This window comes from Rhizobium anhuiense, assembly GCF_003985145.1.
Taxonomy (GTDB): Bacteria; Pseudomonadota; Alphaproteobacteria; order Rhizobiales; family Rhizobiaceae; genus Rhizobium; species Rhizobium anhuiense.
This window is the reverse complement of the sequence record NZ_ML133525.1, coordinates 325170-348991: the sequence shown is the minus strand read 5'-3', so window position 1 is coordinate 348991 and position 23822 is coordinate 325170. Positions and strand designations below refer to the sequence as shown.

18 protein-coding genes, 1 pseudogene and 1 riboswitch are annotated in these 23822 nt (G+C 63.1%); of the genes and pseudogenes, 9 read left to right on the top strand and 10 right to left on the bottom strand.

Going from position 1 to position 23822, the window contains the following annotated elements; all coding sequences use genetic code 11:
• Window positions 1–11 precede the first annotated feature (11 nt).
• From EEQ99_RS16880 to EEQ99_RS16860, 5 genes are all read left to right on the top strand, one after another.
• The gene (locus EEQ99_RS16880) at window positions 12–3122 is read left to right on the top strand and encodes an efflux RND transporter permease subunit (protein WP_025570604.1); all 3111 of its coding nucleotides are present in this window, start codon (window positions 12–14) and stop codon (window positions 3120–3122) included.
• A gap of 147 nt (window positions 3123–3269) precedes the next feature.
• Window positions 3270–4709 (top strand): efflux transporter outer membrane subunit, encoded by a 1440-nt coding sequence (locus EEQ99_RS16875; RefSeq protein ID WP_029733030.1) that lies wholly within the window; start codon window positions 3270–3272, stop codon window positions 4707–4709.
• Between the two features lie 171 nt (window positions 4710–4880).
• Entirely contained in the window at window positions 4881–5921 is a 1041-nt protein-coding gene (locus EEQ99_RS16870; RefSeq protein ID WP_029733029.1) for a LacI family DNA-binding transcriptional regulator, read from the top strand.
• Window positions 5922–6097: 176 nt separating this feature from the next.
• Entirely contained in the window at window positions 6098–7018 is a 921-nt protein-coding gene (locus EEQ99_RS16865; protein ID WP_025570667.1) for a nucleoside hydrolase, read from the top strand.
• Window positions 7015–8802: an adenine deaminase gene (locus tag EEQ99_RS16860; RefSeq protein ID WP_127430771.1), complete on the top strand. Its 1788-nt coding sequence runs from the start codon at window positions 7015–7017 to the stop codon at window positions 8800–8802. Before EEQ99_RS16865 ends, EEQ99_RS16860 begins: the two co-directional genes overlap by 4 nt.
• Before the next feature lie 54 nt (window positions 8803–8856).
• Here the strand turns inward: EEQ99_RS16860 and EEQ99_RS16855 are convergent, their stop codons facing one another.
• The 6 genes from EEQ99_RS16855 to EEQ99_RS16830 form a co-directional block, all read right to left on the bottom strand.
• Complete coding sequence (locus EEQ99_RS16855; protein ID WP_097545466.1) at window positions 8857–10026, bottom strand: M20 aminoacylase family protein; 1170 nt, start codon at window positions 10024–10026, stop codon at window positions 8857–8859.
• A 107-nt stretch (window positions 10027–10133) separates the two neighbouring features.
• Window positions 10134–11639, bottom strand: a complete 1506-nt coding sequence (locus EEQ99_RS16850) for a tripartite tricarboxylate transporter permease (RefSeq protein ID WP_018243405.1) — start codon at window positions 11637–11639, stop codon at window positions 10134–10136.
• Window positions 11640–11648: 9 nt separating this feature from the next.
• Entirely contained in the window at window positions 11649–12110 is a 462-nt protein-coding gene (locus EEQ99_RS16845; protein WP_029868283.1) for a tripartite tricarboxylate transporter TctB family protein, read from the bottom strand.
• A gap of 180 nt (window positions 12111–12290) precedes the next feature.
• A complete protein-coding gene (locus tag EEQ99_RS16840) occupies window positions 12291–13274 on the bottom strand; it encodes a tripartite tricarboxylate transporter substrate-binding protein (RefSeq protein ID WP_029868282.1) in 984 nt (327 codons plus the stop codon).
• 283 nt (window positions 13275–13557) lie between these two features.
• Window positions 13558–14892, bottom strand: coding sequence for a sigma-54-dependent transcriptional regulator (locus tag EEQ99_RS16835; protein ID WP_029868281.1), 1335 nt, complete (start codon window positions 14890–14892; stop codon window positions 13558–13560).
• Window positions 14889–16685, bottom strand: a complete 1797-nt coding sequence (locus EEQ99_RS16830; protein WP_254959512.1) for a sensor histidine kinase — start codon at window positions 16683–16685, stop codon at window positions 14889–14891. Before EEQ99_RS16830 ends, EEQ99_RS16835 begins: the two co-directional genes overlap by 4 nt.
• Window positions 16686–16981: 296 nt before the next feature.
• Between EEQ99_RS16830 and EEQ99_RS16825 the strand changes: the two genes are divergently transcribed.
• A complete protein-coding gene (locus EEQ99_RS16825; protein ID WP_127430769.1) occupies window positions 16982–17644 on the top strand; it encodes a sulfite oxidase-like oxidoreductase in 663 nt (220 codons plus the stop codon).
• Here the strand turns inward: EEQ99_RS16825 and EEQ99_RS16820 are convergent.
• The 3 genes from EEQ99_RS16820 to EEQ99_RS16810 form a co-directional block, all read right to left on the bottom strand.
• Window positions 17629–18261, bottom strand: coding sequence for a hypothetical protein (locus EEQ99_RS16820; RefSeq protein ID WP_127430768.1), 633 nt, complete (start codon window positions 18259–18261; stop codon window positions 17629–17631). The genes EEQ99_RS16825 and EEQ99_RS16820 overlap by 16 nt on opposite strands.
• 49 nt (window positions 18262–18310) lie before the next feature.
• A complete protein-coding gene (locus EEQ99_RS16815) occupies window positions 18311–19057 on the bottom strand; it encodes a CbtA family protein (RefSeq protein WP_097543134.1) in 747 nt (248 codons plus the stop codon).
• Window positions 19058–19170: 113 nt separating this feature from the next.
• Window positions 19171–19380 carry a CbtB domain-containing protein gene (locus EEQ99_RS16810; RefSeq protein ID WP_047616573.1) on the bottom strand — a complete coding sequence of 70 codons (210 nt, stop codon included), beginning with the start codon at window positions 19378–19380 and terminating at the stop codon, window positions 19171–19173.
• Window positions 19381–19393: 13 nt separating this feature from the next.
• A riboswitch (adenosylcobalamin (AdoCbl) riboswitch) is annotated at window positions 19394–19536 on the bottom strand.
• Window positions 19537–19624: 88 nt separating this feature from the next.
• On the opposite strand from EEQ99_RS16810, the gene EEQ99_RS16805 reads away from it, so the two are divergent.
• Both EEQ99_RS16805 and EEQ99_RS16800 read left to right on the top strand, forming a co-directional pair.
• Window positions 19625–20179, top strand: coding sequence for a histidine phosphatase family protein (locus tag EEQ99_RS16805; protein ID WP_127430767.1), 555 nt, complete (start codon window positions 19625–19627; stop codon window positions 20177–20179).
• A gap of 544 nt (window positions 20180–20723) precedes the next feature.
• Window positions 20724–22295, top strand: coding sequence for a putative bifunctional diguanylate cyclase/phosphodiesterase (locus EEQ99_RS16800; protein WP_047616569.1), 1572 nt, complete (start codon window positions 20724–20726; stop codon window positions 22293–22295).
• A gap of 9 nt (window positions 22296–22304) precedes the next feature.
• On the opposite strand, the pseudogene EEQ99_RS16795 reads toward EEQ99_RS16800, so the two are convergent.
• Window positions 22305–22526: pseudogene (locus tag EEQ99_RS16795) on the bottom strand (inorganic phosphate transporter); the annotation flags it as partial.
• 113 nt (window positions 22527–22639) lie between these two features.
• On the opposite strand from EEQ99_RS16795, the gene EEQ99_RS16790 reads away from it, so the two are divergent.
• Window positions 22640–23818, top strand: a complete 1179-nt coding sequence (locus EEQ99_RS16790) for an acetate/propionate family kinase (RefSeq protein ID WP_063475372.1) — start codon at window positions 22640–22642, stop codon at window positions 23816–23818.
• The last annotated feature ends 4 nt before the right edge of the window (window positions 23819–23822 follow it).

The following is a 23822-nucleotide window of genomic DNA, read 5'->3' as shown; positions in this document are numbered from 1 at the left end:
AGGAACAACCGATGGCCAAGTTTTTCATCCGACGTCCGATTTTCGCCTGGGTCATTGCGATCACCATCATGCTCGCCGGCCTGCTGGCGATCTTCACGCTGTCGATCTCGCAATATCCCGACATCGCCCCGACGACGGTTCGCATCAACGCCACCTATCGCGGCGCCAGCGCTGAGACCGTCGAAAAATCGGTGACGACGATCATCGAGGATGGCATGACCGGCCTCGACGATCTCACATACATGACCTCAACCTCATCGACGGGCTCGGCCAGCATCCAGCTCACCTTCGGGACGAGCGCCGATCCCGATATCGCCCAGGTGCAGGTGCAGAACAAGCTGCAGCTGGTTCAGTCGCAGCTTCCAAGCGACGTCATCGATGCCGGCATCAGCGTCACCCGCTCGACCTCGAGCATCCTGCTCGTCGGCTCGCTGGTTTCGACCGACGGCAAGCGCAACTCGGTCGATCTCGGCAACATCATGTCGACGTCCATCGAGGATCAGATCCAACGCCTGGAAGGCGTTGGCAGCATCAACGTCTTCGGTTCGGGATACGCCATGCGCGTCTGGCTCGATCCCTTCAAGCTCTTGAAGTACCAGTTGACGCCGAGCGACGTCACATCAGCCATCCAGGCGCAGAACACCCAGGTCTCCGTTGGTTCGCTCGGCGCCCAGCCGGCTACCCCCGGCCAGCAGATCAACGTCACCATCACCGCCCAAAGCCAGCTGACCACCGTCGCCGACTTCGAGCACATCATCCTGAAGGTCGAAAAGGACGGCGCGACCGTGCGCCTGAGCGATGTCTCGCGCATCGAGATCGGTCAGGAAAGCTACGGCGGCGGTTCGCGGTATAACGGCCAGCCGTCGACCGGTTTTGCCGTCAACCTGGCGATTGGCGCCAACGCCATCGATACCGCCGCCCGTGTGCGCTCCGCGCTCGAGGTCATCGGCCGCGGCCTGCCGGCAGGTGTCGCGATCACCTATCCCTACGACACCACGCCCTTCGTCGAGCTGTCGATCGAGAAGGTCGTCCATACCCTGATCGAGGCGATCGTGCTGGTTTTCGTCGTCCTCCTCATCTTCCTGCAGAACCTGCGGGCGACGCTGATCCCGACGATTGCGGTGCCCGTGGTGTTGCTCGGCACCTTCGGAGTGCTGGCGGTCACCGGCTACTCGATCAATACGTTGACGATGTTCGCCATGGTGCTGGCGATCGGCCTTCTTGTCGACGACGCCATCGTCGTCGTCGAAAACGTCGAACGCATCATGACCGAAGAGAAGCTCTCGCCACTTGAGGCGACGGAAAAATCGATGGGAGAGATCACCGGCGCCATTGTCGGCATCGCGCTCGTGCTGACTGCCGTCTTCATTCCGATGGCCTTCTTCGGCGGTTCGACCGGCATCATCTATCGCCAGTTCTCGATCACCATCGTCTCGGCCATGCTGCTGTCGGCGCTCGTCGCCCTGGTGCTGACGCCTGCACTTTGCGCCACAATGCTGAAGCCGGTCGGCGAACACAGGAAACACCGCGTCGGCGACTGGTTCAACCGCAACTTCACGCGCTCGACCAACGGCTATATCAGCGCCATCGGCTATCTGCTGAAGCGGCCGATCCGCGTCATGCTGGTCTTCCTCCTCGTCGGCGCCGGCTGCGCCTATCTCTTCACCCGTCTGCCGAGCTCCTTCCTGCCTCAGGAAGATCAGGGCGTGCTGTTGACCATCGTCACCACGCCGCCGGGCTCGACCACGCAGCAAACCCAGGCAGTCGTCGAGAAGGTTGAGAAATACTATCGTGAAAACGAGAAGGACGCCGTCGAATCCGTGTTTGGCGCGCTCGGCTTCGGCTTCAACGGTTCCGGCCAGAACAGCGCCATCGTCTTCACCAAGCTCAAGGATTTCGCACAGCGCACCGATCCGACGCTGAGCGCCCAGTCGGTCGTCAACCGCGCGTTGCGCAGCTTCTTTGCCATCCGCGAGGCGCAGGTCTTCGCGCTCCTGCCCCCGGCGATTCAGGGTCTCGGCGTATCGAGCGGCTTCTCCATGTATCTCGTCGACACCGGCGGCCACGGCAACGACGCCCTGACGGCCGCCTCCAAGCGGCTGATCCAGATGGGCAACACCTCGGGCAAGATCGTGGCGCTGCGCAGCAGCAACAAGGAAGTCGAGCCGCAGATGCGCATCGTGCTCGATCAGGAGAAGATCGGCGCTATGGGCGTCGACATCGCCTCGGTCAACTCGATGCTGTCGATCATCTTCACCGGCCGCGACGTCAACGACTTCACGCTGAACGGCGAGATCAAGCCGGTCTATGTTCAGGGCGATGCGCCCTTCCGCATGCAGCCGGATGATCTCGACCATTGGTACGCGCGCAACACTGCCGGTGAAATGGTACCCTTCTCCGCCTTTACCAAGACGGAGTGGGTGAAAGGCGCGCCATCGCTTGCCCGCTTCAACGCCGTTAGCGCCATTCCGCTCGACGGCGCTTCCGCACCCGGTGTCTCCTCCGGCGATGCGATGAACGAAATGGAAGCGCTGACCGAACAGCTCGGCGGCGGTTATACGGTCGCCTGGCAGGGCATCTCCTATCAGGAGCGCCTTTCCGGTTCGCAGGCGCCGATGCTCTACGCGATCTCGGTTCTCGTCGTCTTCCTCTGCCTGGCGGCACTTTACGAAAGCTGGTCGATCCCCTTCTCGGTGATCATGGCGGTACCCGTCGGCATTCTCGGGGCACTGGCGGCGGCAACGCTCTTCGGCCAGGCAAACGACGTCTATTTCAAGGTCGGCCTGCTCACCACCATAGGGCTGGCGGCGAAGAACGCGATTCTGATCGTCGAATTCGCCAAGGACCGTATGGAAAGCGGCATGGGGCTCTACGAAGCCACGCTGGAGGCGGCAAGATTGCGCCTGCGGCCGATCATCATGACCTCACTTGCCTTCATTCTCGGCGTCGTGCCGCTGGCGATCGCGACTGGCGCTGGCTCGGCGGCACAGAACGCCATCGGCATAGGCGTTCTCGGCGGCATGCTGGCGGCGACGATGCTCGGAATTTTCTTCGTACCGTCCTTTTTCGTTGTCATCCGACGCATCTTTGCCACACGCGGCAAAAATGCGGCAGGAGTGTGATATAAATGCACTGTGATAATGCTGTTCCGATTGCTACATTGCGCCCGACTGCTTCGGTGTGTGTTTTTGGTAACGAGGCGCGGCGCGCGTTAGTGAAGCATGAAGCTTCGGACAAGAATTGACTTGCTCGAGTACAGGATGAAATGAATGGTATCTCTTCGTTTTGCCACCCCGGCATTATTGTTATTGTTGTCGGGCTGCGTTGTTGGCCCGGATCATGTTCCTCCTGAAATGCCGCTGCCCGCCAAATTCGGAGAAGGCGGAACGAAGAGTGATGGTGATGTTGCTACCGCAGCCTGGTGGACCGCCTTCAACGATTCGAGGCTGAACGGCTACGTCAACGCGGGCCTTGAGCAGAACCTGACAGTCCAGCAGGCGATCGAACGCATCAATGCGGCCTCCGCCGCCGTCACCACCGCCGGAGCCGGCGGCCTTCCGAACCTGACGGTTGGCGCGTCGCACACGATCAGCGGTCAGAAGGGCGAACTGCGCACGCAACTCGACACGCGCAACACCAGCGCCGGCGACGTCCAGCTGAGCTGGCTGCTCGATCTCTTTGGCCTCTACAAGCGCAGCACCGAAAGCGCGCTCGCTTCGCTCGATTCCGCTTACGCATCGGCTGATGTCGCCAAGCTGACCCTCGTCCAGGACCTGGTCTCGAGCTATATCGACGTTCGCTACTATCAGCAGCGCCTGGCGCTTTCGAAGGCCAACCTGAAGTCTCGTCAGGAAACCTACGAACTGACCAAGTTCCAGCTTGAAGCCGGCGCCGCCTCGCGTCTCGACGTCGTTCAGGCCGAAGGCCTCGTACAGTCCACGCTCGCCGAAATTCCGGGCCTTGAAACCAACATCCGCATATCAGCCCATCACATCGCCACGCTGCTCGGCCTGCCGGCCTCGGCCCTCGTCGACGAACTGCTGAGGGGCGCCGGTCAGCCGGTATTCCGCGGCGGCATCAACTCCGGCATCCCGGCCGATCTGATCCGCAACCGTCCCGACATTCGCGTCGCCGAGCGTGATCTCGCCGCCGCAACGGCCAATATCGGTGTTGCCCAGGCCCAGCTCTATCCGAGCATCTCGCTCAGCGGCTCGATCTCGCCATCCTACATCAACCAGCGCGGCGTCCACGGTGGCCTGACCCCCTGGTCCTTCGGTCCGACCCTCAACCTGCCGATCTTCGATGGCGGCCGCCTGCGCGCCAACGTCAAGTCGGCCCAGTCCGATGCCGCTACGGCCTACCTCAACTGGAAGTCGACGGTGCTGACCGCCGTCGAACAGGTCGAGAACGCGCTTGCGGCTGTCCGGCGCGACGCCCGTACGGTCGCCGCACTTCAGGCCCAGGTCAAGACCACCCAGGAAACGCTCGAGCTTTCCACCGCATCCTACAAGGACGGCGCCTCTTCACTGCTCGACGTTCTCGACGCGCAGCGCCAGGTTTCGCTGGCTCAGGCAAGCCTTGCCCAGTCCGTCCAACAGATGGCCAAGGACTACGTCTCGCTGAACATCGCAGTCGGCGGCGGCTATGCGCCCGGCGGCAAGACCACCGCACCCAATACCACAGCAGCGGTGAAGCCCGCCAAGAGCTGATCGGCGTTTGGCCCTTCTGAAAAGGCAGAGCCCCGCGATCGTCTCGCGGGGCTTTTTCGTTGCCGCCGAACTCTCCTCCAGCTAATTACACACAGGACGAATTTGGATTCGACAAGCTGAGATAGCTGAGGTAAGCCTTTGATTAAACGATTAATCAGAGCGCCGTCGATTATGGCTCCATCGCGTTCGGGACCAAATCTCAGCAGGATAGCGACGTCGCTCGGCGTCTCCGTCGCCACGGTCTCCAATGCGCTCTCCGGCAAGGGCCGGGTCTCCGGCCAATTGATCGAAAGAATCCGTGAACATGCAGCCGAGCTCGGCTATGTCCCAAGCCAGGCCGGCAGGGCGCTCAGGACCGGCCGCAGCGGCGTTCTCGGCCTGGTGCTACCCGATATCGCCAATCCGCTGTTCCCGAAGATCGCTCAGGCGATCGAATTCGCCGCCTCGGCTGCGGGTTACGGCGTGCTGATCGCGGATTCCCGCGGCGATATCGCCACCCAGACCGAAGCGATCGACCGTCTGGTCGAGCGTGGCGTCGATGGCATGATCGTCATTCCCCGCCGCGCCACCCGCATCTCGTCCACCACCTGTCCGGTCGCCATCATCGACACTCCCTCGACGCCGGGCAACACCGTTTCCGCCGATCATTGGCAGGGCGGCCGCGAAATCGCCGACCACCTCGCGGATCTCGGCCATCGCCACATCCTCATCATCGGCAACAATCAGGAATCCAGCGTTCAGAACGACCGCGTCGGCGGCATCCGCGCCGGCATGCGCCCGGGCATGCATTCCGAAACACTATGGATCGATAGGCTCGAGCAGGATGGCGGCAGGGGCTGCCCGCTCGGCCTTGCCGAAAAGGCCAGGCAGGGATTCACCGCTTTCGCAGCCCTTTCCGATTTGCAGGCGCTACGCGCGCTGACGGAGTTACAGCAGGCCGGCGTCAACGTTCCCGCCGATGTCAGCGTCACCGGCTTCGACGACCTCATCTGGTCGCCTGTTGTCACGCCGTCGCTGACGACGGTGCGGATGGACATGGATAGGATTGCCGGGATTGCCGTGTCGGCGCTGGTCGCTACGATAAGAGCAAACCGCATCCGGGAGGGCATGCTCGTTACCGCGGAGATCGAACGCGTTGCCATGCAGTTGATCGTCCGCCAATCATCCGGGCCTGCGAAGCCGGCACCAGAAACCTCAGAGCCGAAAACCTGAGAGATGGGGAACGTGTAAGATGAAAAAAGCTCCCATTGCCTCGGCAGTACTCCTGCTTGATACCATGCCCGGCCCAATCGAGACCGAGATCGATGTAGGCCTGCCGCCACACGGCGCGCTCGCCTGCGATCTACCAGTTGCCGACACGGCAAGTCTCAAACGGTTCGGATGAAATCATGGGCGTCTGGATCGACACGGACATGGGCTTCGACGACATCGCCGCCATTCTGGTGGTGGGACAGTCGGAATTCGAGATCGACGGCCTATCGCTGGTCTTCGGCAATACGCCGCTGCCGCAGGTAAGAATGAATGCCGCCGGCGCCGCCAGCGCCTTCGGCTGGAACTTCCCCATCCACACCGGTCGCGCCATGCCCGTTCTCGGCAAGCTTGAGACCGCTCAGGCGATCCTTGGGGAAACCGGCATCCCGACATCAGGCAAGAGCCTGCCGCAGGCACCCGCCCTTGCCGAAAGCGATGCCTTCACAGGGCTCTGCCGCTGGCTGGAACGCCAGGGCCAGCACCGCATCCTGGCGCTCGGCCCGCTCACCAACATCGCTGCCGTGGCGCTCGCCCGGCCTGATCTTGCCGCCCGCATCACCGAACTCGTCTGGATGGGCGGCGGCGTCACATCAGGCAACCATACGGCCTCCGCCGAGTTCAACGCACTTGCCGACCCGGAAGCGCTTTCGATCGTCATTGCCCACGGCCTGCCGCTGCGCATGGTCGATCTCGATCTCTGCCGCAAGGTGCTGGCAAGGCCCGAGGATGCCGAGCCGGTGCGCAATGCCGGCGGCGCCAATGCCGAGCTGATCGCGGATATGTTCTCAGGCTATATCCGCATCGCCACCAGCCGCGGCCGCCCCGCCATGGCGATCTACGATCCCTCCGCCGCCGTCGCCTTTGTCGCCCCCGATATCGTCAGCTTCCGTCCCGCGCGCATCGACGTCGAGCTGCAGGGCGCCCTCACCCGTGGCCGCACCGTTGTCGAGACCCGCGCCACACATGCGAGTTTCAATGCCCAATTCGCCGCCGACATCGATGCTGACATGGCCCGTGTCATCATTCTCGCTGCCCTGGTCAACGAGGCCCGCAAATGAACGCCAGCCCTCGCCAGGAACCCGCCGACCTCAATGATCCCGCTTTGCGCGCCCGCGCCGTTACTGCTGCGCGCGGCGATGCCCCCTTCGACGTGCTGATCACCGGCGGCCGGTTGCTCGATGCGGTGACGGGCCTGATCCGCGAGGCCGATATCGGCCTTGTCGGTGCGCTGATCGCCAGTGTCCATGCGCCGGCAAACCGAACGGATGCCGCCGAGATCATCGATGCGACGGGCAGCATCCTGACGCCCGGCCTGATCGACACGCACATGCATGTCGAAAGTTCGATGGTGACACCGGCCGAATATGCTAGCGCCGTTTTGGCGCGCGGCGTCACATCAATCGTCTGGGATCCGCATGAATTCGGCAACGTCCATGGTCTCGACGGCGTGCGCTGGGCGATCGAGGCCGCGCGTTCCCTGCCGCTGCGCATGATCCTGCTCGCCCCCTCCTGCGTGCCGTCTGCGCCGGGCCTGGAACTTGCCGGCGCCGATTTCGATGCCACCGTCGTCGCCGAAATGCTGCGCTCCTCGACAGTCGGCGGCGTCGCCGAGGTCATGAATATGCGCGGCGTCATCGACGGCGATCCACGCATGACTGATATCGTCAATGCCGGCCTTGCCGCCGGCAAGCTCATCTGCGGCCACGCACGCGGCCTCGAAGGCGCCGATCTCAATGCCTTCATGGCATCAGGTATCACCTCCGACCATGAACTCACCTCCGGTGCCGATTTCCTCGCCAAGCTTTCCGCCGGCCTGACAATCGAGCTGCGCGGCTCTCACGATCATCTGTTGCGGGAATTCGTCGAGGTTCTGAACGGTCTCGGCCACCTGCCCCCGACCGTGACGCTCTGCACCGACGACGTTTTTCCCGATGAGCTTCAGGAAGGCGGCGGCCTCGACGACGTCGTCAGGCGCCTGGTGCGCTACGGCATGAAGCCGGACTGGGCGATCCGGGCCGCGACCTTCAACGCCGCACAGCGTCTGAAGCGTCCCGATCTCGGCCTTGTCGCCGCGGGCCGCCGGGCCGACATCGTGCTCTTCGAGGACCTTACGGATTTCCGGGCGCGGCTGGTCGTATCAGGCGGCCGCGTCGTCGCTCACAACGGCCGCATGCAGCGTGCCGTCCAGCAGATTGATACGGCGCCGCTCGTCAATTCGGTGAAGCTGCCGCCGCTGACCGAGGATGATTTCCGCATTCCGGCGACGGGCGAGCGTGTCCGTGTCGCCACCATCGACCGGCCACGCTTCACGCAATGGGGCGAGGTCGAAACCGAGGTGCGGGATGGTTTCGTCGTGCCGCCGGCCGGCAGCGCCATGATCGCCGTCGCCCATCGTCACGGCAAGGCCGACGGCACCCCACGCGTCGGTTTCCTCACCGGCTGGGGCGAATGGCGCGGCGCCTTCTGCACCACCGTCTCGCATGACAGCCACAACCTCACCGTCTTCGGCGGCAATGCGCGCGACATGATGCTCGCCGCCAACGCCGTCATATCAGCCGGCGGCGGCATGGCGGTCGCCAAAGACGGCCGGATCGAAGCGCTCCTGCCGCTGCCACTCTCCGGCCTGGTGACGGATGCAGCGCTTGAGGACACAGCCCTGGCCTTTACCGATATCCGCAAGGCCATGGACAAGATCGTCGACTGGAAACCGCCCTATCGGGTCTTCAAGGCCTGCTTCGGCGCCACTCTCGCCTGCAATGCCGGCCCGCACCAGACGGACCGCGGGATTGCCGATGTGGTGACGGGGAAAGTGATGGAGAGTCCGGTGCTGGAAGATTGGTAAGTCAAGACGCACAGATCATAATGTGAAGGAGTGCTGCTGTAGCCCAAACACCAGTTATGCCTTCAACTCCCGCTCCACCAGCGCCACCCAATAAGCCGCCCCGTATCCAAGCGCCCCATCGTTGAAATCATAAGCCGTATTGTGATGCAACGCCCCGTCCACCGCCGGCCCATTGCCGAGCCAGACGTAACAACCCGGCGCATTCTGCGCGAAGAAAGCGAAATCGTCGCCCGCCGTCGACGGCGGAAAGCTTGTCAGCACCTTTCCGCCGAACGCCGATCGGGCCGCTGCGAGCGCCCGCGCGGTCGCATCCGGATCATTGATGACAGGCGGAATCCGCCGCTCGAATGCATAGTCGACTGATATGCCGTACATAGAAGCAGTGCCATGCGCCAATCGGCCGATCTCGGTCTCCAATTGATCGCGCACCTCGGGCGAATAAGCTCGCGCCGTTCCACCGATCTCGACCATATCCGGAATGACGTTCAGCGCCTTCGGGTCACCTGCCTGCAAGGAGCAGGCGCTGACGACGGCCGGCTGCAGCGGATCGACCACCCGTCCGACGATCGTCTGCAGCGACGACAGGAAAGTGCCGGCGGCCGTGATCGAATCGCGGCCGAGATGTGGCTTGGCGCCGTGTGTGCCGGTCCCACGAAAGGTCGTGCGCCAGCTATCGGAGGAGGCAAGCTGCGGCCCCTCGACCACGGCGATCTCATCGACCGCAAGTCCTGGCATATTGTGCAATCCATAAACGGCATCGCAAGGAAAAAGCCGAAACAGCCCCTCCTCGACCATGCGCCTGGCTCCGCCCCGCCCCTCTTCGGCGGGTTGGAAGATGAAATGCACCGTGCCGGAAAAATTCCGAGTCACCGCCAGATGCCGCGCGGCGCCAAGAAGCATCGCCGTATGTCCATCGTGCCCACAGGCGTGCATCTTGCCGGGTATGGTCGATTTATAAGGCCGCTCCACCAGCTCGGGCATGGCGAGCGCATCCATATCGGCGCGTAGCCCGATCCTGCGCGCGCCCCTCCCGACCTGCAACGTACCGACCACGCCGGTGCCGCCGAGGCCGCGATGCACGGTGATACCGGCATCATCGAGAAGCCTCGCGACGATGCCGGCGGTGCGCTCTTCCTCGAAACCAAGTTCGGGATGGGCGTGCAGGTCGCGGCGCAAGGCCATGAGAAACGGCAGATCGTCCTCGATCCGGGCGGGAATGCTCATCGGGCGATGCTCCTGGGGCCTGGATATCCTGTCATGCGAAACGGGCGCCCAACCGGCGCCCGCCTCAGATCATCCGTTGTTCATCAAACAAGGCGCGAGTTCAACCCTTACGCCTCTTCGACGAACACCTCCTCGCGCTTCTTCTTGACGCTCGGCAGGAAGACGACGATGAGGACGGCAACCGCAATGGCCAGAAGAATGGCGCTGATCGGCCGCGTGACGAAAGTCGTCGGATCGCCGCGCGAGAGGATCATGGCCCGCCGCAGGTTCTCCTCGAGCAGCGGCCCGAGCACGAAGCCGAGCAGAAGCGGCGCCGGCTCGCAGCGAAGCTTGGCCAGCACATAGCCGATGAGCCCGAAGAAGGCGACGGCATAGAGGTCGTAGACGTTGGCATTAACGCTGTAGACCCCGATCGAGCAGAAAGCCATGATGACCGGGAAGAGCACGTAGTAAGGCACGGTCAACAATTTCACCCAGAGCCCGATCAGCGGCAGGTTGAGGATGACCAGCATCAGGTTGCCGATCCACATCGAGGCGATGATGCCCCAGAACAGCGCCGGCTGCTCGGTGGCGACATTCGGACCCGGCACGATGCCCTGAATGATCATCGCGCCGATCATCAGCGCCATGACGGGATTGGCAGGAATGCCGAGCGTGAGCAGCGGAATGAACGAGGTCTGCGCACCGGCATTGTTTGCCGATTCCGGCCCTGCGACGCCGGCAACCGCACCCTTGCCGAATTCCTCCGGCGTCTTCGACATCCGCTTTTCCACCGTATAGGAGGCGAAGGAGGCAAGGATGGCGCCACCGCCCGGCAGGATGCCGAGCGCCGAACCGATCGCCGTGCCGCGAATGACCGGTGCGATCATCTCCTTGAATTCCTGGCGCGACGGCAGCAGGCCGGACACCTTGGCCATCAGCACCGTGCGTGTCGATTCGCCCTCGAGGTTGCGCAGGATTTCCGCCACCCCGAAAACGCCGACGGCGAGCGCCACGAAATTCAGCCCGTCTGCATATTCACGGATGCCGAGCGTGAAGCGCGGCGTGCCGGTATAGATGTCGGTGCCGACAAGGCCGAGCAGCAGCCCGAGCGCCACCATCGCTAAGGCCTTGACAACGGAACCATGCGCCAGTGCGATCGAGGAGACGAGGCCGACGATCATCAGCGAGAAATATTCCGCCGAGCCGAATTGCAGCGCGATTGCGGTGAGCGGCGGCGCGAAGATCGCGACGAGAAAGGTCGACACGGTGCCAGCGAAGAACGAGCCGAGCGCGGCGATCGCAAGCGCTGCGCCGGCCCGGCCTTTGCGCGCCATCTGGTAACCGTCGATCGCGGTGACGGCCGAGGAAGATTCGCCCGGCATGTTGATGAGGATCGCCGTCGTCGAGCCACCATACTGCGCGCCGTAATAGATGCCGGCGAGCATGATGAGCGACGAAACCGGCTCGAGCTGGAAGGTGATCGGCAAGAGCATGGCGATCGTCGCCGTGGCGCCGATGCCGGGCAGCACGCCGATCAGCGTGCCGAGCAGCACGCCGATCAGGCAGAAGAACAGGTTTTCCGGAGTGCCGGCTGTCGCAAAGCCGAGCGCGAGATTGCTGAAAAGATCCATCATCGCCTCCTAGAACCGGACCCAGGGGCCGAAACGCTCGAACGGCAAGCCGAGCCCGTAGCTGAACACCGCGACCGAAAAGATCGTCAGCAGCAACGACAGCACGATCGCAAAGAACAGGTTCATCTTTTGCGATGCGAAACAGGCGATGAAGGCGGTGAGGAACAAGGACGGTGCGAAGCCGAGCCCGCGCACGGTCAGCCCGAAAAAGACTGGCGCCGGCAGGATGAAGAGCATGCCGCGCCAGGCAAACGGGTCGATCGGCTCGCCCTCGACCCGAAGGGCCTGAATGAAGATGATCGCACCGAGAAGCACGAGCACACCGGCAAGCAGCAACGGAAAATAGCCTGGCCCCATACGCACCGTCGTGCCGAGGTCGAGCCCCAGCGACTGGATGGCGAAGAAAGCCCCGGAGGCGACGAAAAGCGCGCCGCAGATCGCATTGGTGGTATCGAAACTGATGGATTTCATGGTGTCTCCTGGGGTTGGAGATGGTTCACGTCACGCCGCGGCAAAGGAGCTAGCCCCTCATCCGCCTGCCGCCACCCTCTCCCCGTAAACGGGGGTCCGGAGGACGGGTCCAGACAAGTGGCTCGACCCCAGTAGGTTAGGATGAGGGGCTCGTCCGGCATGCCCGGACGAGGACAAGCCTTAGTCGGCATATTCGCCAGCGGCCTCGATCACCGTTTTCCAACGGGCGATCTCGCTTTCGAGCTTGGCTTTCAGTGCGGCCGGCGTCGCATCGGCGTCTGAGGATGGTGCGGTGCCGAGCTCGGCAAAGCGGGCGCCGACATTCGGATCCTTCAGCGCCACCTGCAGCGATTTCGACAGACGCTCGTTGATCTCGGCCGGCGTGCCCTTCGGCGTATAGATGCCATGCCAGATGCCGACTTCAAAACCCGGCAGGCCGGCTTCGACGGCCGTCGGAATGTCCTTCATCACGTCGAGGCGCTTGGGCGAGGTTACGGCATAAGCCTTGATCGTGCCGCCCTGGATCTGCTTGGTCGTGTTGGTCGTCTGGTCGCACATGACGTCGACCTGGCCGCCGAGCAGGTCGGTCATGGCAGGGCCGGTACCCTTGTAGGGCACGGTCGTCAGCGGTGTCTGGATGGCGCTCATGAACATCATGCCGCAGAGATGCGAAGCCGCACCGATGCCGGCATTGGCGACCGTCACCTTGTCCTTGTTGGCCTTGATATAGTCGATCAGCCCCTTGAGGTCGGTCGGCTCCATGTCCTTGCGTGCAACGATCGTCATCGGCACTTCGGTGACGAGGCCGACATAATCGAAAGCGCCGAGCGTGTCGTAGGCGAGCTTGCGGTAGAGCGTGGCGCTGGTCGCCATGCCGATATGGTGCAGCAGAATGGTGTAACCGTCGGGATCGGCATTTGCCACGCGGCCGGCGCCGAGCGTGCCGCCGGCGCCGCCGACATTTTCGACGACGATCTGCTGGCCGAGATCCTTCGACATGGATTCTGCGACCAGGCGCGCCACGGTGTCGGTCGGGCCGCCGGCCGCAAACGGCACGACCATGGTAATGGTGCGCTCGGGATAGGTCTGCGCCGAAGCGACGCCGGCGAGAAGAGAGACCGCGGCAGCCGCGGTCAGGCCGAGCATGGCCTTCAGTATTTTCATCGTTTCCTCCCTGATGAAACAAGCAAGCCCGCCGACACATCCTCCGCGCCGGTTGGGATGGCCTATTTGCCGCCGGGAAAAATCGACCTGCAATCATTGCAGCCGCTTTCGAAAGGCGATTTTGCAAAAGTGCAATGCAGCATGGGTCGATTCGGAAACAAACGGCCGGTGCGATGGGTGGAAATCCACCCATCGCACCGGAGGACAATCGACTTGAGATTGGAAAGAGTGCGCGGCCACAGCCGGAATCGTCACTCGGAAAACAGGCATTTTCCGAAAGCAGTCAGCTTTCGATAATCATCATCCGCTTGTCGAGACCGTATTTCTGCATCTTTTCATAGAGGGTCTTGCGGGAAATGCCGAGTGACTCATAGACCGCCTTGAGGCTGCCGCCATGCGCCACCAGCGCGGTTGCAATCACCCCTCGCTCGAATTCAGCGACGCGTTCCGCAAGCCCCGTCGCCTCCTCGGCCTGCCGCCCGCCATTGTCGAGACCGAGGACCAGCCGGTCGGCGGCGTTCCTCAATTCACGCACATTGCCGGGCCAGTCGCGTTGGGCAATGTCGGAGATCACCTCCGGCGGCACGGGCATCTCGTCGCGGCCGTAGCGGGCCGCCGCCTCCCGCACCAGTTGCAGGAAAAGCAGCGGAACGTCCGCCCGCCGCTGCGACAGCGACGGCACGTGCAGCGTCGCAACGTTCAGCCGATAGAAGAGGTCGGCGCGGAAGCGCCCGGCTGCCACCTCCGCCTCCAGATCGACCTTGCTTGTGGCGATGAACCGCACGTCGAGCGCCACCACTTCGTTCGATCCGAGCCGCGAGATCACCCGCTCCTGCAGTACCCGCAGGAACTTGGCCTGCAGGTCGAAGGGCATGGAGCCGATCTCGTCGAGCAGGATCGTGCCGCCGCGCCCGTGTTCGAATTTTCCGTAGCGCGGCCTCACCGCGCCCGGAAAGGCCCCCACCTCATGGCCGAAGAGTTCGCTCTCGATCAGGTTTGCCGGCAGTGCGGCGCAATTGATCGCGATGAACGGCCGGCTTGCCCGGGCGCTGATATCGTGGAGCGCCCGGGCCACCACTTCCTTGCCGGCTCCCGTTTCGCCGACGATAAGCGTATCGGCATCGCTCGCCCCGATCGCCCGGATACGGTAGCGCAAATCCACCATCACCTGCGTGCGCCCCGGCAGCCGCGCCTCGATATCGTCGCGTTTGCCGGCGACCGCTTTCAGCAGCCGGTTTTCGAGCACGAGGCCGCGCCGCTCCATCGCCCGGCGGATGACGCCGGCAAGCATTTCGGGCGTGAACGGCTTCTCGATGAAATCATAGGCGCCTTCGCGCATCGCCTTCACCGCGAGCTGCACGTCGCCGTGGCCGGTGACAAGAATGACCGGTACCTCTGGATCGAGCTCGCGGATCTTCTGCATCAGCGTCATGCCGTCCATGCCGGGCATGCGGATGTCGCTGACGACGACACCGGGAAAGCTGTAGCCGATCAGCTCCAGCACGTGGTCGCCGTTCGAAAAGGTCTCGACGCTGAAGCCGGAGAGCTCCAACGCCTGCGCCGTCGAGCGGCGCAATTCCTCCTCGTCGTCAACCAGCAGGATCTTCGCATCGTTCATTCCGCCGCCTCCGGCATCAGCCCTGCCGCCGACTGCAGCTCGATGCGGAACACCGCGCCCCCTTCGGGATGATTGGCCGCCTCAAGGCTGCCGCCAAAATCCTTGATGATGTTGTAGGAGATCGAAAGCCCGAGGCCGAGCCCCTTGCCGACGCCCTTCGTCGTGAAGAAGGGATCGAAGATACGCTGGGCAATCGCCGCCGGCACGCCCGGCCCGTGATCCCGCACCGTCAGCACCACTTTGCCGGCCTCCTCGAAGGCCGAAACCTCGATACGCCTGTCGTCCAGCCCTTCCACCGCATCGGCCGCATTCGAGATCACGTTCACCAGCACCTGTTGCAGACGCACCGAACCGGCGCGCACGACGGGCGGACGTGGGCCTAGATCGAGCAGGAGTTCGGCATCCGCCGCCTTTAGCCGCCAGGCGATGATCTCGAGCGTGTCATGCATCGCTTCGTCGAGAGAAACCGAGCCGAGCTTCTCGTTCGGTTTGCGGGCGAAGTTGCGCAGGTGCCGGCTGATCGCCGCCATGCGGTCGATGAGCCCGCCGATACGCCGGATATTGTCCCGCGCCTCCTCCGTCCGGCCCCGATCGATGAGCACGGAGGCGCTGTCCGTATAGGTCTTCGCCGCGGCGAGCGGCTGGTTGAACTCGTGCGAAAGAGCGGCCGACATCTGTCCGAGGCCGGCGAGCTTTCCGGCCTGGATCAGATCGGCCTGTGTCTGGCGGAGCTGTTGCTCGGTCAGGCGCCGCTCGGCGATCTCTTCTTCAATGCGGCTGTTGACGCGGGCAAGATCGGCTGTGCGTTCCTCGACGCGCCGCTCCAGCTCGTTGCGGGCGTCGGCCTGCATCTGCATGCGCTCGGCAAGCCGCGCCCGCCGCTGGCGAATGACCGCGACTGCGAGCCCGGCAATGCAGAGGATGAGAAAGACCGCCGCAAGCGCGGTGCGCGCCTGGGCGCGGATGGAACTCGTCTCCATCAGCACGTTCACGGTCCAGTCCTCGGCCGGCATGTAATGCGAGAGCACCAGATATTCGCTCGAGCCGCGCTCGCCGGCGAGCGTCATCAACTCATGCGGCTCTAAGCGCTGACGCGTCACCGGCAACGCCGTCAGCCTGGCATTGGCATACCGCCGCGACGCTTCGGTGCGTGCGATGCGATCGGCCGTCAGCGGCAGGATGGCGCCATAGAGCCATTCGGGGCTGCCGGACATGAAGATGATGCCCTCCGGATCGGAGACGAAGATCTTGTATTCGCCGCCGCCCCAGGAGGATTCGATCATGTCGATATCGACTTTGAAAACGATGACGCCCCGAATATCCGCGCCGGTCCGGATCGGCGCGGCAAAATAATAGCCGCGCTTCAGCGAGGTGGTGCCGAGCGCGTAGAACCTTGCCTGCCGGCCTGCGATCGCATCCTGAAAATAGGGCCGGTAGCTGAAATTCTGTCCGACGAAGCTTCCCGGTCCGTCGTAATTGCTCGCCGCGATCGTCTCGCCATCCGGTTTGACCACATAGATGTCGGAGGATTTCAGCAGCCCGTTGATCTCCTTGAGATAGAGATTGGCGGCATCGCGTAGCGCCGCATCCTCAGGCGCGCTCACCAGTTCCTTGATGTCGTCGTGATCGGCAATCAGCGCCGGCAGCGCCTCGTAGCGGTTGAGGTGGCCGCTGAGCGCCGACACGGCAAGGCGCAGCGCCGTTCCTGCCTGCGCCGAGGCTTCCCCCATATAAGCGCGTGTCGCAATCGCGCTTCCATAGGTGAAGAAGGCGAAGATGATCAGCGGCACCATGAGCAACGCCGCTATCGCACGATATCTCGAAGACAGATCCGGCTCCTCCCCTTTCTGCCTCCACTCCCCAGCAAGGCATACCCAACAACGCCAAGTCTAGCGCATCGGCCCGAAAATCGGAATCGATTTTCAGAAAGCACGACGCGTAGATTCAAAATGCTAGAGCGTCCTTTGTGCGTCCGAAAGGACGTACAAAGGACGCTCTAATAACCCCGGCAAGGTTTTCCAAGGGCCTGCCGAAACTTGACACTTAACGAGCGCGGATATCCTATTGCTGCATCGCAAGGAAGCCCATCATGAGCGACGATCAGACCCCCGCCGACAGCAAGCTCACCACATCCAAGCGTCGCTGGGCGGCCGAGGGCAAGTTCCTGACCGGCCGCATCAGCCGACCTGAAACCGAGCGTTTGCCGCCCGGCCAGCACCTCGTCAAAAACTGGCCGGTGCTCGATCTCGGCCAGCAGCCTGTTGTCTCCACAGAGACTTGGCGGCTCGACGTGCGCGGCCTCGTCGAAACACCGCTCACCCTCACCTGGGCCGCCTTCCAGGCGATCGAGCAGAGCACCAGGATGAGCGATATTCACTGCGTCACCACATGGTCGCGCTACGACAACAAATGGAAGGGCGTTTCGACGCGCGATCTTCTCGACCTCGCCATGCCGAAACCCGAAGCTGGTTACGTCATGCTGACGAGTTATGACGGCTATACCACCAACCTGCCGCTCGCCGATTTCGCCGCCGAGGATGCGATCCTTGCCACCGCCTGGGAAGGCCTGCCGCTGACGCCGGAACACGGCGGCCCGATGCGCCTGGTCGTGCCGCATCTCTATTTCTGGAAGAGCGCCAAATGGCTGCGCCGCATCGAGCTGATGCCCGACGACGAAGCCGGCTTCTGGGAAAAGAACGGCTACCATATCTACGGCGATCCATGGCGCGAGCAGCGCTATTCCGACGATTGAGCCTTCGGCCGCAGGAAGTGGCGAAGCCCAAAAAAACCAAGGCCGAACAATGCAGCGAGCCCGGTCAGCGACGCCATGCTGGCTGGATGAAGTGGCATCTTGCCCCAGTGTGGCTTGATGACATCGGCGGTGTTGAAGGCCTCGCCGCTGAACCGGCAGGTGACGAGCGCAAGGCCGCGCCGCGTCATGTCGGCGTCGACGGCGGAAATGATTTCATTCGCGGCAGCCCTCTCTTGCGGCATCTCGCGCATCGACAGCAAGACCGCCTTGGCCGCCGCGAGATAGGCATGGGCGCATTCGTTGAACGGGCTTTCCTCGTCCGTCACGCTGCCCGGCACCCGGCCCCAGAGACAATAGGAATACTGGATCTCGGCATAGTTCAGGACGCGGCGGAACGGCTCGTTGGTATCGACTGCACGGGAAGCAAGATCGATGATCCCACTGCGATAGTCTGCAATCACCGCCATCTCGCCATGGGAAATTTCCGGAATATCCAGTCCGGTATGGCTGCCGCCGCCGCTAGGGCTATGGGCAAGAGCGCTTCCAGCAACCACACAAAAAAAGACGGCGGTGGCTAACGCCGTCGACACGAGTGGTATGGTTCTGCTGCTTGTCATGGCCGCCCGAAAAGTTCAGGGCGCCGGCAAGCGGCGCCCTTCGATGCGTTCAGTGAAATGCCGTTGCCGGCCGGCCGCGTTGACCGTCCTTAACGGCAAGCCGCTTTTCCGCCAGCACTCCGAAGGTAAGGCCCAAGGTTGTCCAGAGGATCACATGCATGCCGAGCGAAGTCGTGCGGAACCGCCAGAGGACCATCGCCGAGAAGTTCTCCGGCAGCTCGTTGATCGGCGGCAGCAGATAGAGCACGACGCCGATGAAGACGAGATAAGCGATGCCGGCGATGATCGCGCCATTCCAGAGACCGAAACGCTCCGCGAGGCGGCGCGACAGCGCCACCGCGGCAATCAGCGCGGCGAGCGAGACGACGATCATCAGGAAGAACAGTTCGGTCCTGACGCCGATCGTATCGGGATTGCCGACCGCCGGCGGGTTGGCCGGATACTTGATACCGGGAACGAGGACGATCGCCACGAAGGCGGCAATGGCGATGACGGCCGAGGTGCCGCGCGCCGAAAGGCTGCTGAAACGGCCGTGCACGAAAGCGAAGGCGAGAGCGAAGAGCCCGCCAACGGCAACGCTGTAGGCCATGACGCCGGTGAAAAGGCCGAGACCGGCCTGCGTGGCGCGGCTGACGATTTCAGGTTCGGCAGCTTCACCGGCCGCCTGGGCACTCGCCTCCTCGAAGGCGATCGCCGCATCGACCAGCGGCTCGCCGAAGATATGCGCAAAAGCGAAAACGAGGATGCCAGCAATCAGGCCCGCGAGCATGCCGCGAAGCAGAAGATTTCCAACCATGTCAGGAACTCCCCTAAAGCATGTCGCGCAAAAGTGTGCAGCGATTTTGCGATAACGACATGCGAAAACAAAGACCTAAAGTGAGGCGCGAATCTGAAAGATCGCGACGCGCTTTAGTGGCAGGGAAAGCCGAGGAGATGACGGCCGTCATGCACGAATTCGTGCACATACATCCCGTTGAACAGCGCCATCGCGCCTTCCTCGGTGCCGACAAAATAGAGAACGATGAGCATCAGCAGGCCACCGAAGATCGCCCATGGCAGGATCTCTCCCAGGGGGATCGGCGCCGGTGCCGCGACGGGCGCAAAAGTGGTGTCAGACATGTATTCCTCCGGGAATGACGCGTTCAGTCGAAAGAGTGCTTGTGCAGTAGGGTCTGACTTCCAGCGCGAAGAGCTTTCGACACGCTGGTCACAGTGGCGCGACCGCGCCGGATTTCCACCGGCTTCCAAACCCGCAACAGCACGGTTATATCTGCACGCCGAAGAGACTGTCAACGAAACTTCACAAGCCGGCCAAGGGCCGTCCTGCGCCGCTACAGCCGCACTCCGGGAGATCAGAACGACCGTGAATACGCGCCTCACCTGGATCTGCCACGGCGCGACGATGGCGAGCCGCAAGGCCCTGTTCCCGCTCGACGAACCGCTGGAAGGCAAGGCGGCGGAAGAAGCCGACAGGATGGCCGCCCTGCCCCGCGCCGATCGCGTTGCCACGAGCCCCGCTTTGCGCGCCCGCCAGACTGTTGACGCGCTCCGCCTCCAAGCCCGGATCGATCCGGCGCTTCGCGACTGCGACCATGGCCGCTGGGCCGGCAGATCGATCGCCGCGATAGAGGCGGAAGAGCCTGAGAACCTCATGGCCTGGATGAGCGATCCGGAAGCGGCCCCGCATGGCGGCGAGAGCCTTCTTGATTTGAGAACACGCGTCGCCGACTGGATGGAGAGCGAATCCGCCCTCGGCGGCCATGTGATCGCCGTCAGTCACGCAGCCGTCATCCGGGCGGCGGTCGCCCATGTGCTTCAGGCGCCGCTCTCCTCTTTCTGGCTGAGCGACATCGAGCCGCTCGCCGTCATTCGCATGACCAGCAAGGGACGACGCTGGTCTCTGCGCTTCCAGCATTAGAGCGCCGTGCGTCCTTTCGGACGCACAAGGACGCTCGGACACTTTCAATCCTCGCATCGCGCTGTCCGAAAATCGATTCCGATTTTCGGACCGATGCTTTAGCGAGTCCTGATCATATCCAGCCTTACACAAGCAAATCGCGTCATCTCTGTTGAACCCGGTTTCGCGGGGACTACTTCCTTATCCCAAGGAGATGGAAGAATGACATATGATTGGAGTGGGGAGCGCACGCGGCGCCTGCGTTTGATGCGTGTCGCCACAGTCACAGTTCTGGTCGGTCTCATCGTCAGCGTCCCGCTGCTGATCGTCACCGCCTGAAGCACGAAAAAGGGCGAGCGATGCCATGGCACGCTCGCCTTCGTTTTTTCCGCACCTGCCATTCTGCCAACCACGAAGAGGGCTCGCTCGGCGTTTTCCTCTGGCGCCAACGGTCTCTCGACGGCACATCAGGAGGCTGCCGCCTCCGATAATTCGCCTTCTGGTTTCAACGAACATTTCAGACTTTCGTGCTACTTCCGCGAAGGGTGGAGATGGAGAAGGCGCAGTGCCGGTATTTTTCCAGAGCAGGGCCGGAAGGCAATGTGTTTCGATCGTCGGGTTCGGGATTACTCTCTGGCTCCTCTGCACCCTGTTGCAGCTTGACGACAGCCTTGTCTACTTCATGACCGGTTTCGGCGAGTACGGCGCCGACAAGCTCGTTCTGGCGCTCGGCATCGCCGGCGCCATGAGCTTCATCTATTCGGTGCTGCGCATAGCCGACCTGCGCAAGGAAACGGAACTGCGCGCCACCGCCCAGGCAAAGGCCGATTGGACCGCAACCCACGACCATCTCACCAAACTGCCGAACCGCTACGCCTTCGAGCGCAAGATCCTCTCGCGGCCGATCAAGGACGATGAGGCCGAGATCGAGGAGTGGGATCGCAACGTCACTCTCTTCTCCGTCGACCTCGACGGTTTCAAGAAAGTCAACGATCTCGTGGGCCACAAGGGCGGCGACGTCCTGTTGATCGAGGTTGCCAGACGCATCTGTGCACTCGGCAATGCCGATTGCGTCTATCGCTTCGGCGGCGACGAATTCATCGTCGTCGCCTTCGCCCTGACGGCGCAGCGCGAGGAGCGTTTTGCCAAGCTGCTGATCCAGGCGGTCACCCGGCCGATCCATATCGATGGCTTTGCCGTCGAGGTCGGCGCCAGCGTCGGCTACGACCGCTGGGCCGAGGGAGCCGAACCACTGGAAGACGCCGCCCACCGTGCCGACCTCGCCATGTATGAGGCGAAATCACGCGGACCGAACCACTATTTCGTCTTCGAACCTTCGATGCAGGACAAGGTGACCGAACGCGCCGCACTGGAAACCAGGCTGCGCGCCGCGATCTCCAACAAGGCGATCAAACCCTTCTACCAGCCGCTGATCGATCTGAAGACCGGCCAGCTCTGCGGCTTCGAGGCGCTGGCGCGCTGGATCGGCGACGATGGCGTCAACATCCCGCCGCCTGTTTTCATCGGCATCGCCGAGGAAACCGGCATGATCACTGCATTGTTCGAGGATCTTCTCGCCCAGGCCTGCAGCGACGCACTCACCTGGCCGGAGCATGTGATGTTGTCTTTCAACGTCTCGCCGGTGCAGATGGAAGACAGGCTGCTGACCTCCCGCATCCTCAAGGTGCTTTCGGCAAGCCGGTTGCCGCCGCAGCGCCTGGAAGTGGAGATCACCGAAAACGCGCTGATCCAGGATCCCGCCATCGCCGCCGTCATTCTCGACGAACTGCATGCGGCCGGCATCCAGATCGCGCTCGACGATTTCGGCACCGGCTATTCGAGCCTCGCCCAGCTCGCCCGCTATCGTTTCGACAAGATCAAGATCGACAAAAGCTTCATCGCCACCTATCGCGACGACGAACGCCAGGAAAAGATCGTCCGCGCCATGCTCGGCCTCGGCCGGAGCCTCAACATCAAGACGACCGCGGAAGGCGTCGAGGAGCATGGGCAGCTCGCCTTCCTGCTGCAGCTCGGCTGCGACATCGGCCAGGGCTATCTCTTCGGCAAGGCGATGCCCGCCGCCGAGGCGGGCATCTTCATCAGCGATCGCAATGCCAGTCTGGCCTCGACGGCCTGACGGGACGTCTTAAAACACCTGGCGCAGGATCACGAAGGGCACGAAGGGCACGAAGGCGATCGCAATCGAGGCCGGCAGCGTCAGCACCCAGGCCATCAGCATGTCGCGCACGGTCGACCATTGCAGGCCGGAACCGTTCGCCGCCATGGTGCCGGCGACGCCTGACGACAGCACACGCGTGGTCGAGACCGGCAGGCCGAGATGATCGGCCGAAGCGATGGTGACCATCGCACGACTTCGGCTGCCGCGCGGCGGCAAAAACACGTGGAGGCCCGAATATTCCCTTTCCGTCAGGAGGCCCGACGCTAAGTTCAGCTATCGTCACGCCCGCGCGGAGTCTGAGAATGTCATCGACCGACCTCCTCCTGACCTTCAATGCCGGTTCCTCGACCGTCAAGATCGGCATTTTTACGATGGAGGGTGATGCGGCGCGACGCCTCGGCAAGGGCGTGATCGATTTCCGCGCCGAACCGCTCTCGCTCGGCCTGACCAGGGGATCGCAGACATTCGAGATGCCATTGAAGGCCGAAATGACGGAAGACCTGCACGGCGTTATCGACGAGACCTTGGCGCATCTCGCCGACCATTTCGACACGACCGCCACACGCGCCGCCGGCCACCGCGTCGTCCATGGCGGCGATCGCTTCACGAAGGTGATCGCCCTCGACGACGCAGCAATCGATGCGATCGATGCGCTGACCCCGCTTGCGCCCCTGCACCAGCCGCAGGCGCTGCGTTTCATCCGCGCGCTCCGGCATCTGAAGCCGCATCTCACCCAGACGGCCTCCTTCGACACCGCCTTCCATGCCACGCAGGACGATCTCGTTCGCCGCTTCGCCATTCCCCGTGCGCTGCATGACGAGGGCGTCAAGCGCTACGGCTTCCACGGCCTCTCCTATAAATTCATCGCCGGCGAGCTTGCCCGCAAGGCGCCACGCGCGGCAAAGACCGTCGTCGCCCATCTCGGCAGCGGCGCCAGCCTCTGCGCGCTGGACGGCGGCGTCAGCCGCGATTGCAGCATGGGCTTTTCGACGCTCGACGGCATCCCGATGGCGACACGCCCAGGCCCGCTCGATCCCGGCGTTATCCTGCATCTGGCCGGAGAGAGAAAACAGTCCTTCGAGGCGATCGAAGACCTGCTCTATCACCGCTCCGGCCTGCTCGGCGTCTCCGGCATCAGCGCCGATACGCGCGATCTGCTGAAGGATGGACGGCCGGAGGCGCGTCAGGCGATCGACCTCTTTACGTTGCGCATCGCCGGCGAGATCGGCCGCATGGCGGCGACACTCGGCGGCCTTGACGCCATCGTCTTCACCGCCGGTATCGGCGAACATCAACCGGCGATCCGCGCCGGCGTTGCCAAGCGGCTGTCCTGGCTTGGCCTTGCGATCGACGAAAAGGCCAATGCCGCCAATGATTTCACGATCAGCACTGGGGAAAGCCGCATCGCCGCTCATGTCATCGCCACCGATGAGGAGCAGGTCATCGCCGACGAGGCGCTGACCCTTCTTCGTGGTGGATGATCCA

Bases quoted from the DNA above. Each gene is read 5' to 3' on its own strand.
- EEQ99_RS16850 (WP_018243405.1), bottom strand. From the start codon at position 11,639: ATGGATCTTTTCAGCAATCTCGCGCTCGGCTTTGCGACAGCCGGCACT.
- EEQ99_RS16865 (WP_025570667.1), top strand. From the start codon at position 6,098: ATGGGCGTCTGGATCGACACGGACATGGGCTTCGACGACATCGCCGCC.
- EEQ99_RS16790 (WP_063475372.1), top strand. From the start codon at position 22,640: ATGTCATCGACCGACCTCCTCCTGACCTTCAATGCCGGTTCCTCGACC.
- EEQ99_RS16845 (WP_029868283.1), bottom strand. From the start codon at position 12,110: ATGAAATCCATCAGTTTCGATACCACCAATGCGATCTGCGGCGCGCTT.
- EEQ99_RS16870 (WP_029733029.1), top strand. From the start codon at position 4,881: ATGGCTCCATCGCGTTCGGGACCAAATCTCAGCAGGATAGCGACGTCG.
- EEQ99_RS16835 (WP_029868281.1), bottom strand. From the start codon at position 14,892: ATGAACGATGCGAAGATCCTGCTGGTTGACGACGAGGAGGAATTGCGC.
- EEQ99_RS16825 (WP_127430769.1), top strand. From the start codon at position 16,982: ATGAGCGACGATCAGACCCCCGCCGACAGCAAGCTCACCACATCCAAG.
- EEQ99_RS16860 (WP_127430771.1), top strand. From the start codon at position 7,015: ATGAACGCCAGCCCTCGCCAGGAACCCGCCGACCTCAATGATCCCGCT.
- EEQ99_RS16810 (WP_047616573.1), bottom strand. From the start codon at position 19,380: ATGTCTGACACCACTTTTGCGCCCGTCGCGGCACCGGCGCCGATCCCC.
- EEQ99_RS16815 (WP_097543134.1), bottom strand. From the start codon at position 19,057: ATGGTTGGAAATCTTCTGCTTCGCGGCATGCTCGCGGGCCTGATTGCT.
- EEQ99_RS16875 (WP_029733030.1), top strand. From the start codon at position 3,270: ATGGTATCTCTTCGTTTTGCCACCCCGGCATTATTGTTATTGTTGTCG.
- EEQ99_RS16855 (WP_097545466.1), bottom strand. From the start codon at position 10,026: ATGAGCATTCCCGCCCGGATCGAGGACGATCTGCCGTTTCTCATGGCC.
- EEQ99_RS16840 (WP_029868282.1), bottom strand. From the start codon at position 13,274: ATGAAAATACTGAAGGCCATGCTCGGCCTGACCGCGGCTGCCGCGGTC.
- EEQ99_RS16820 (WP_127430768.1), bottom strand. From the start codon at position 18,261: ATGACAAGCAGCAGAACCATACCACTCGTGTCGACGGCGTTAGCCACC.
- EEQ99_RS16880 (WP_025570604.1), top strand. From the start codon at position 12: ATGGCCAAGTTTTTCATCCGACGTCCGATTTTCGCCTGGGTCATTGCG.
- EEQ99_RS16830 (WP_254959512.1), bottom strand. From the start codon at position 16,685: ATGGTGCCGCTGATCATCTTCGCCTTCTTCACCTATGGAAGCGCGATT.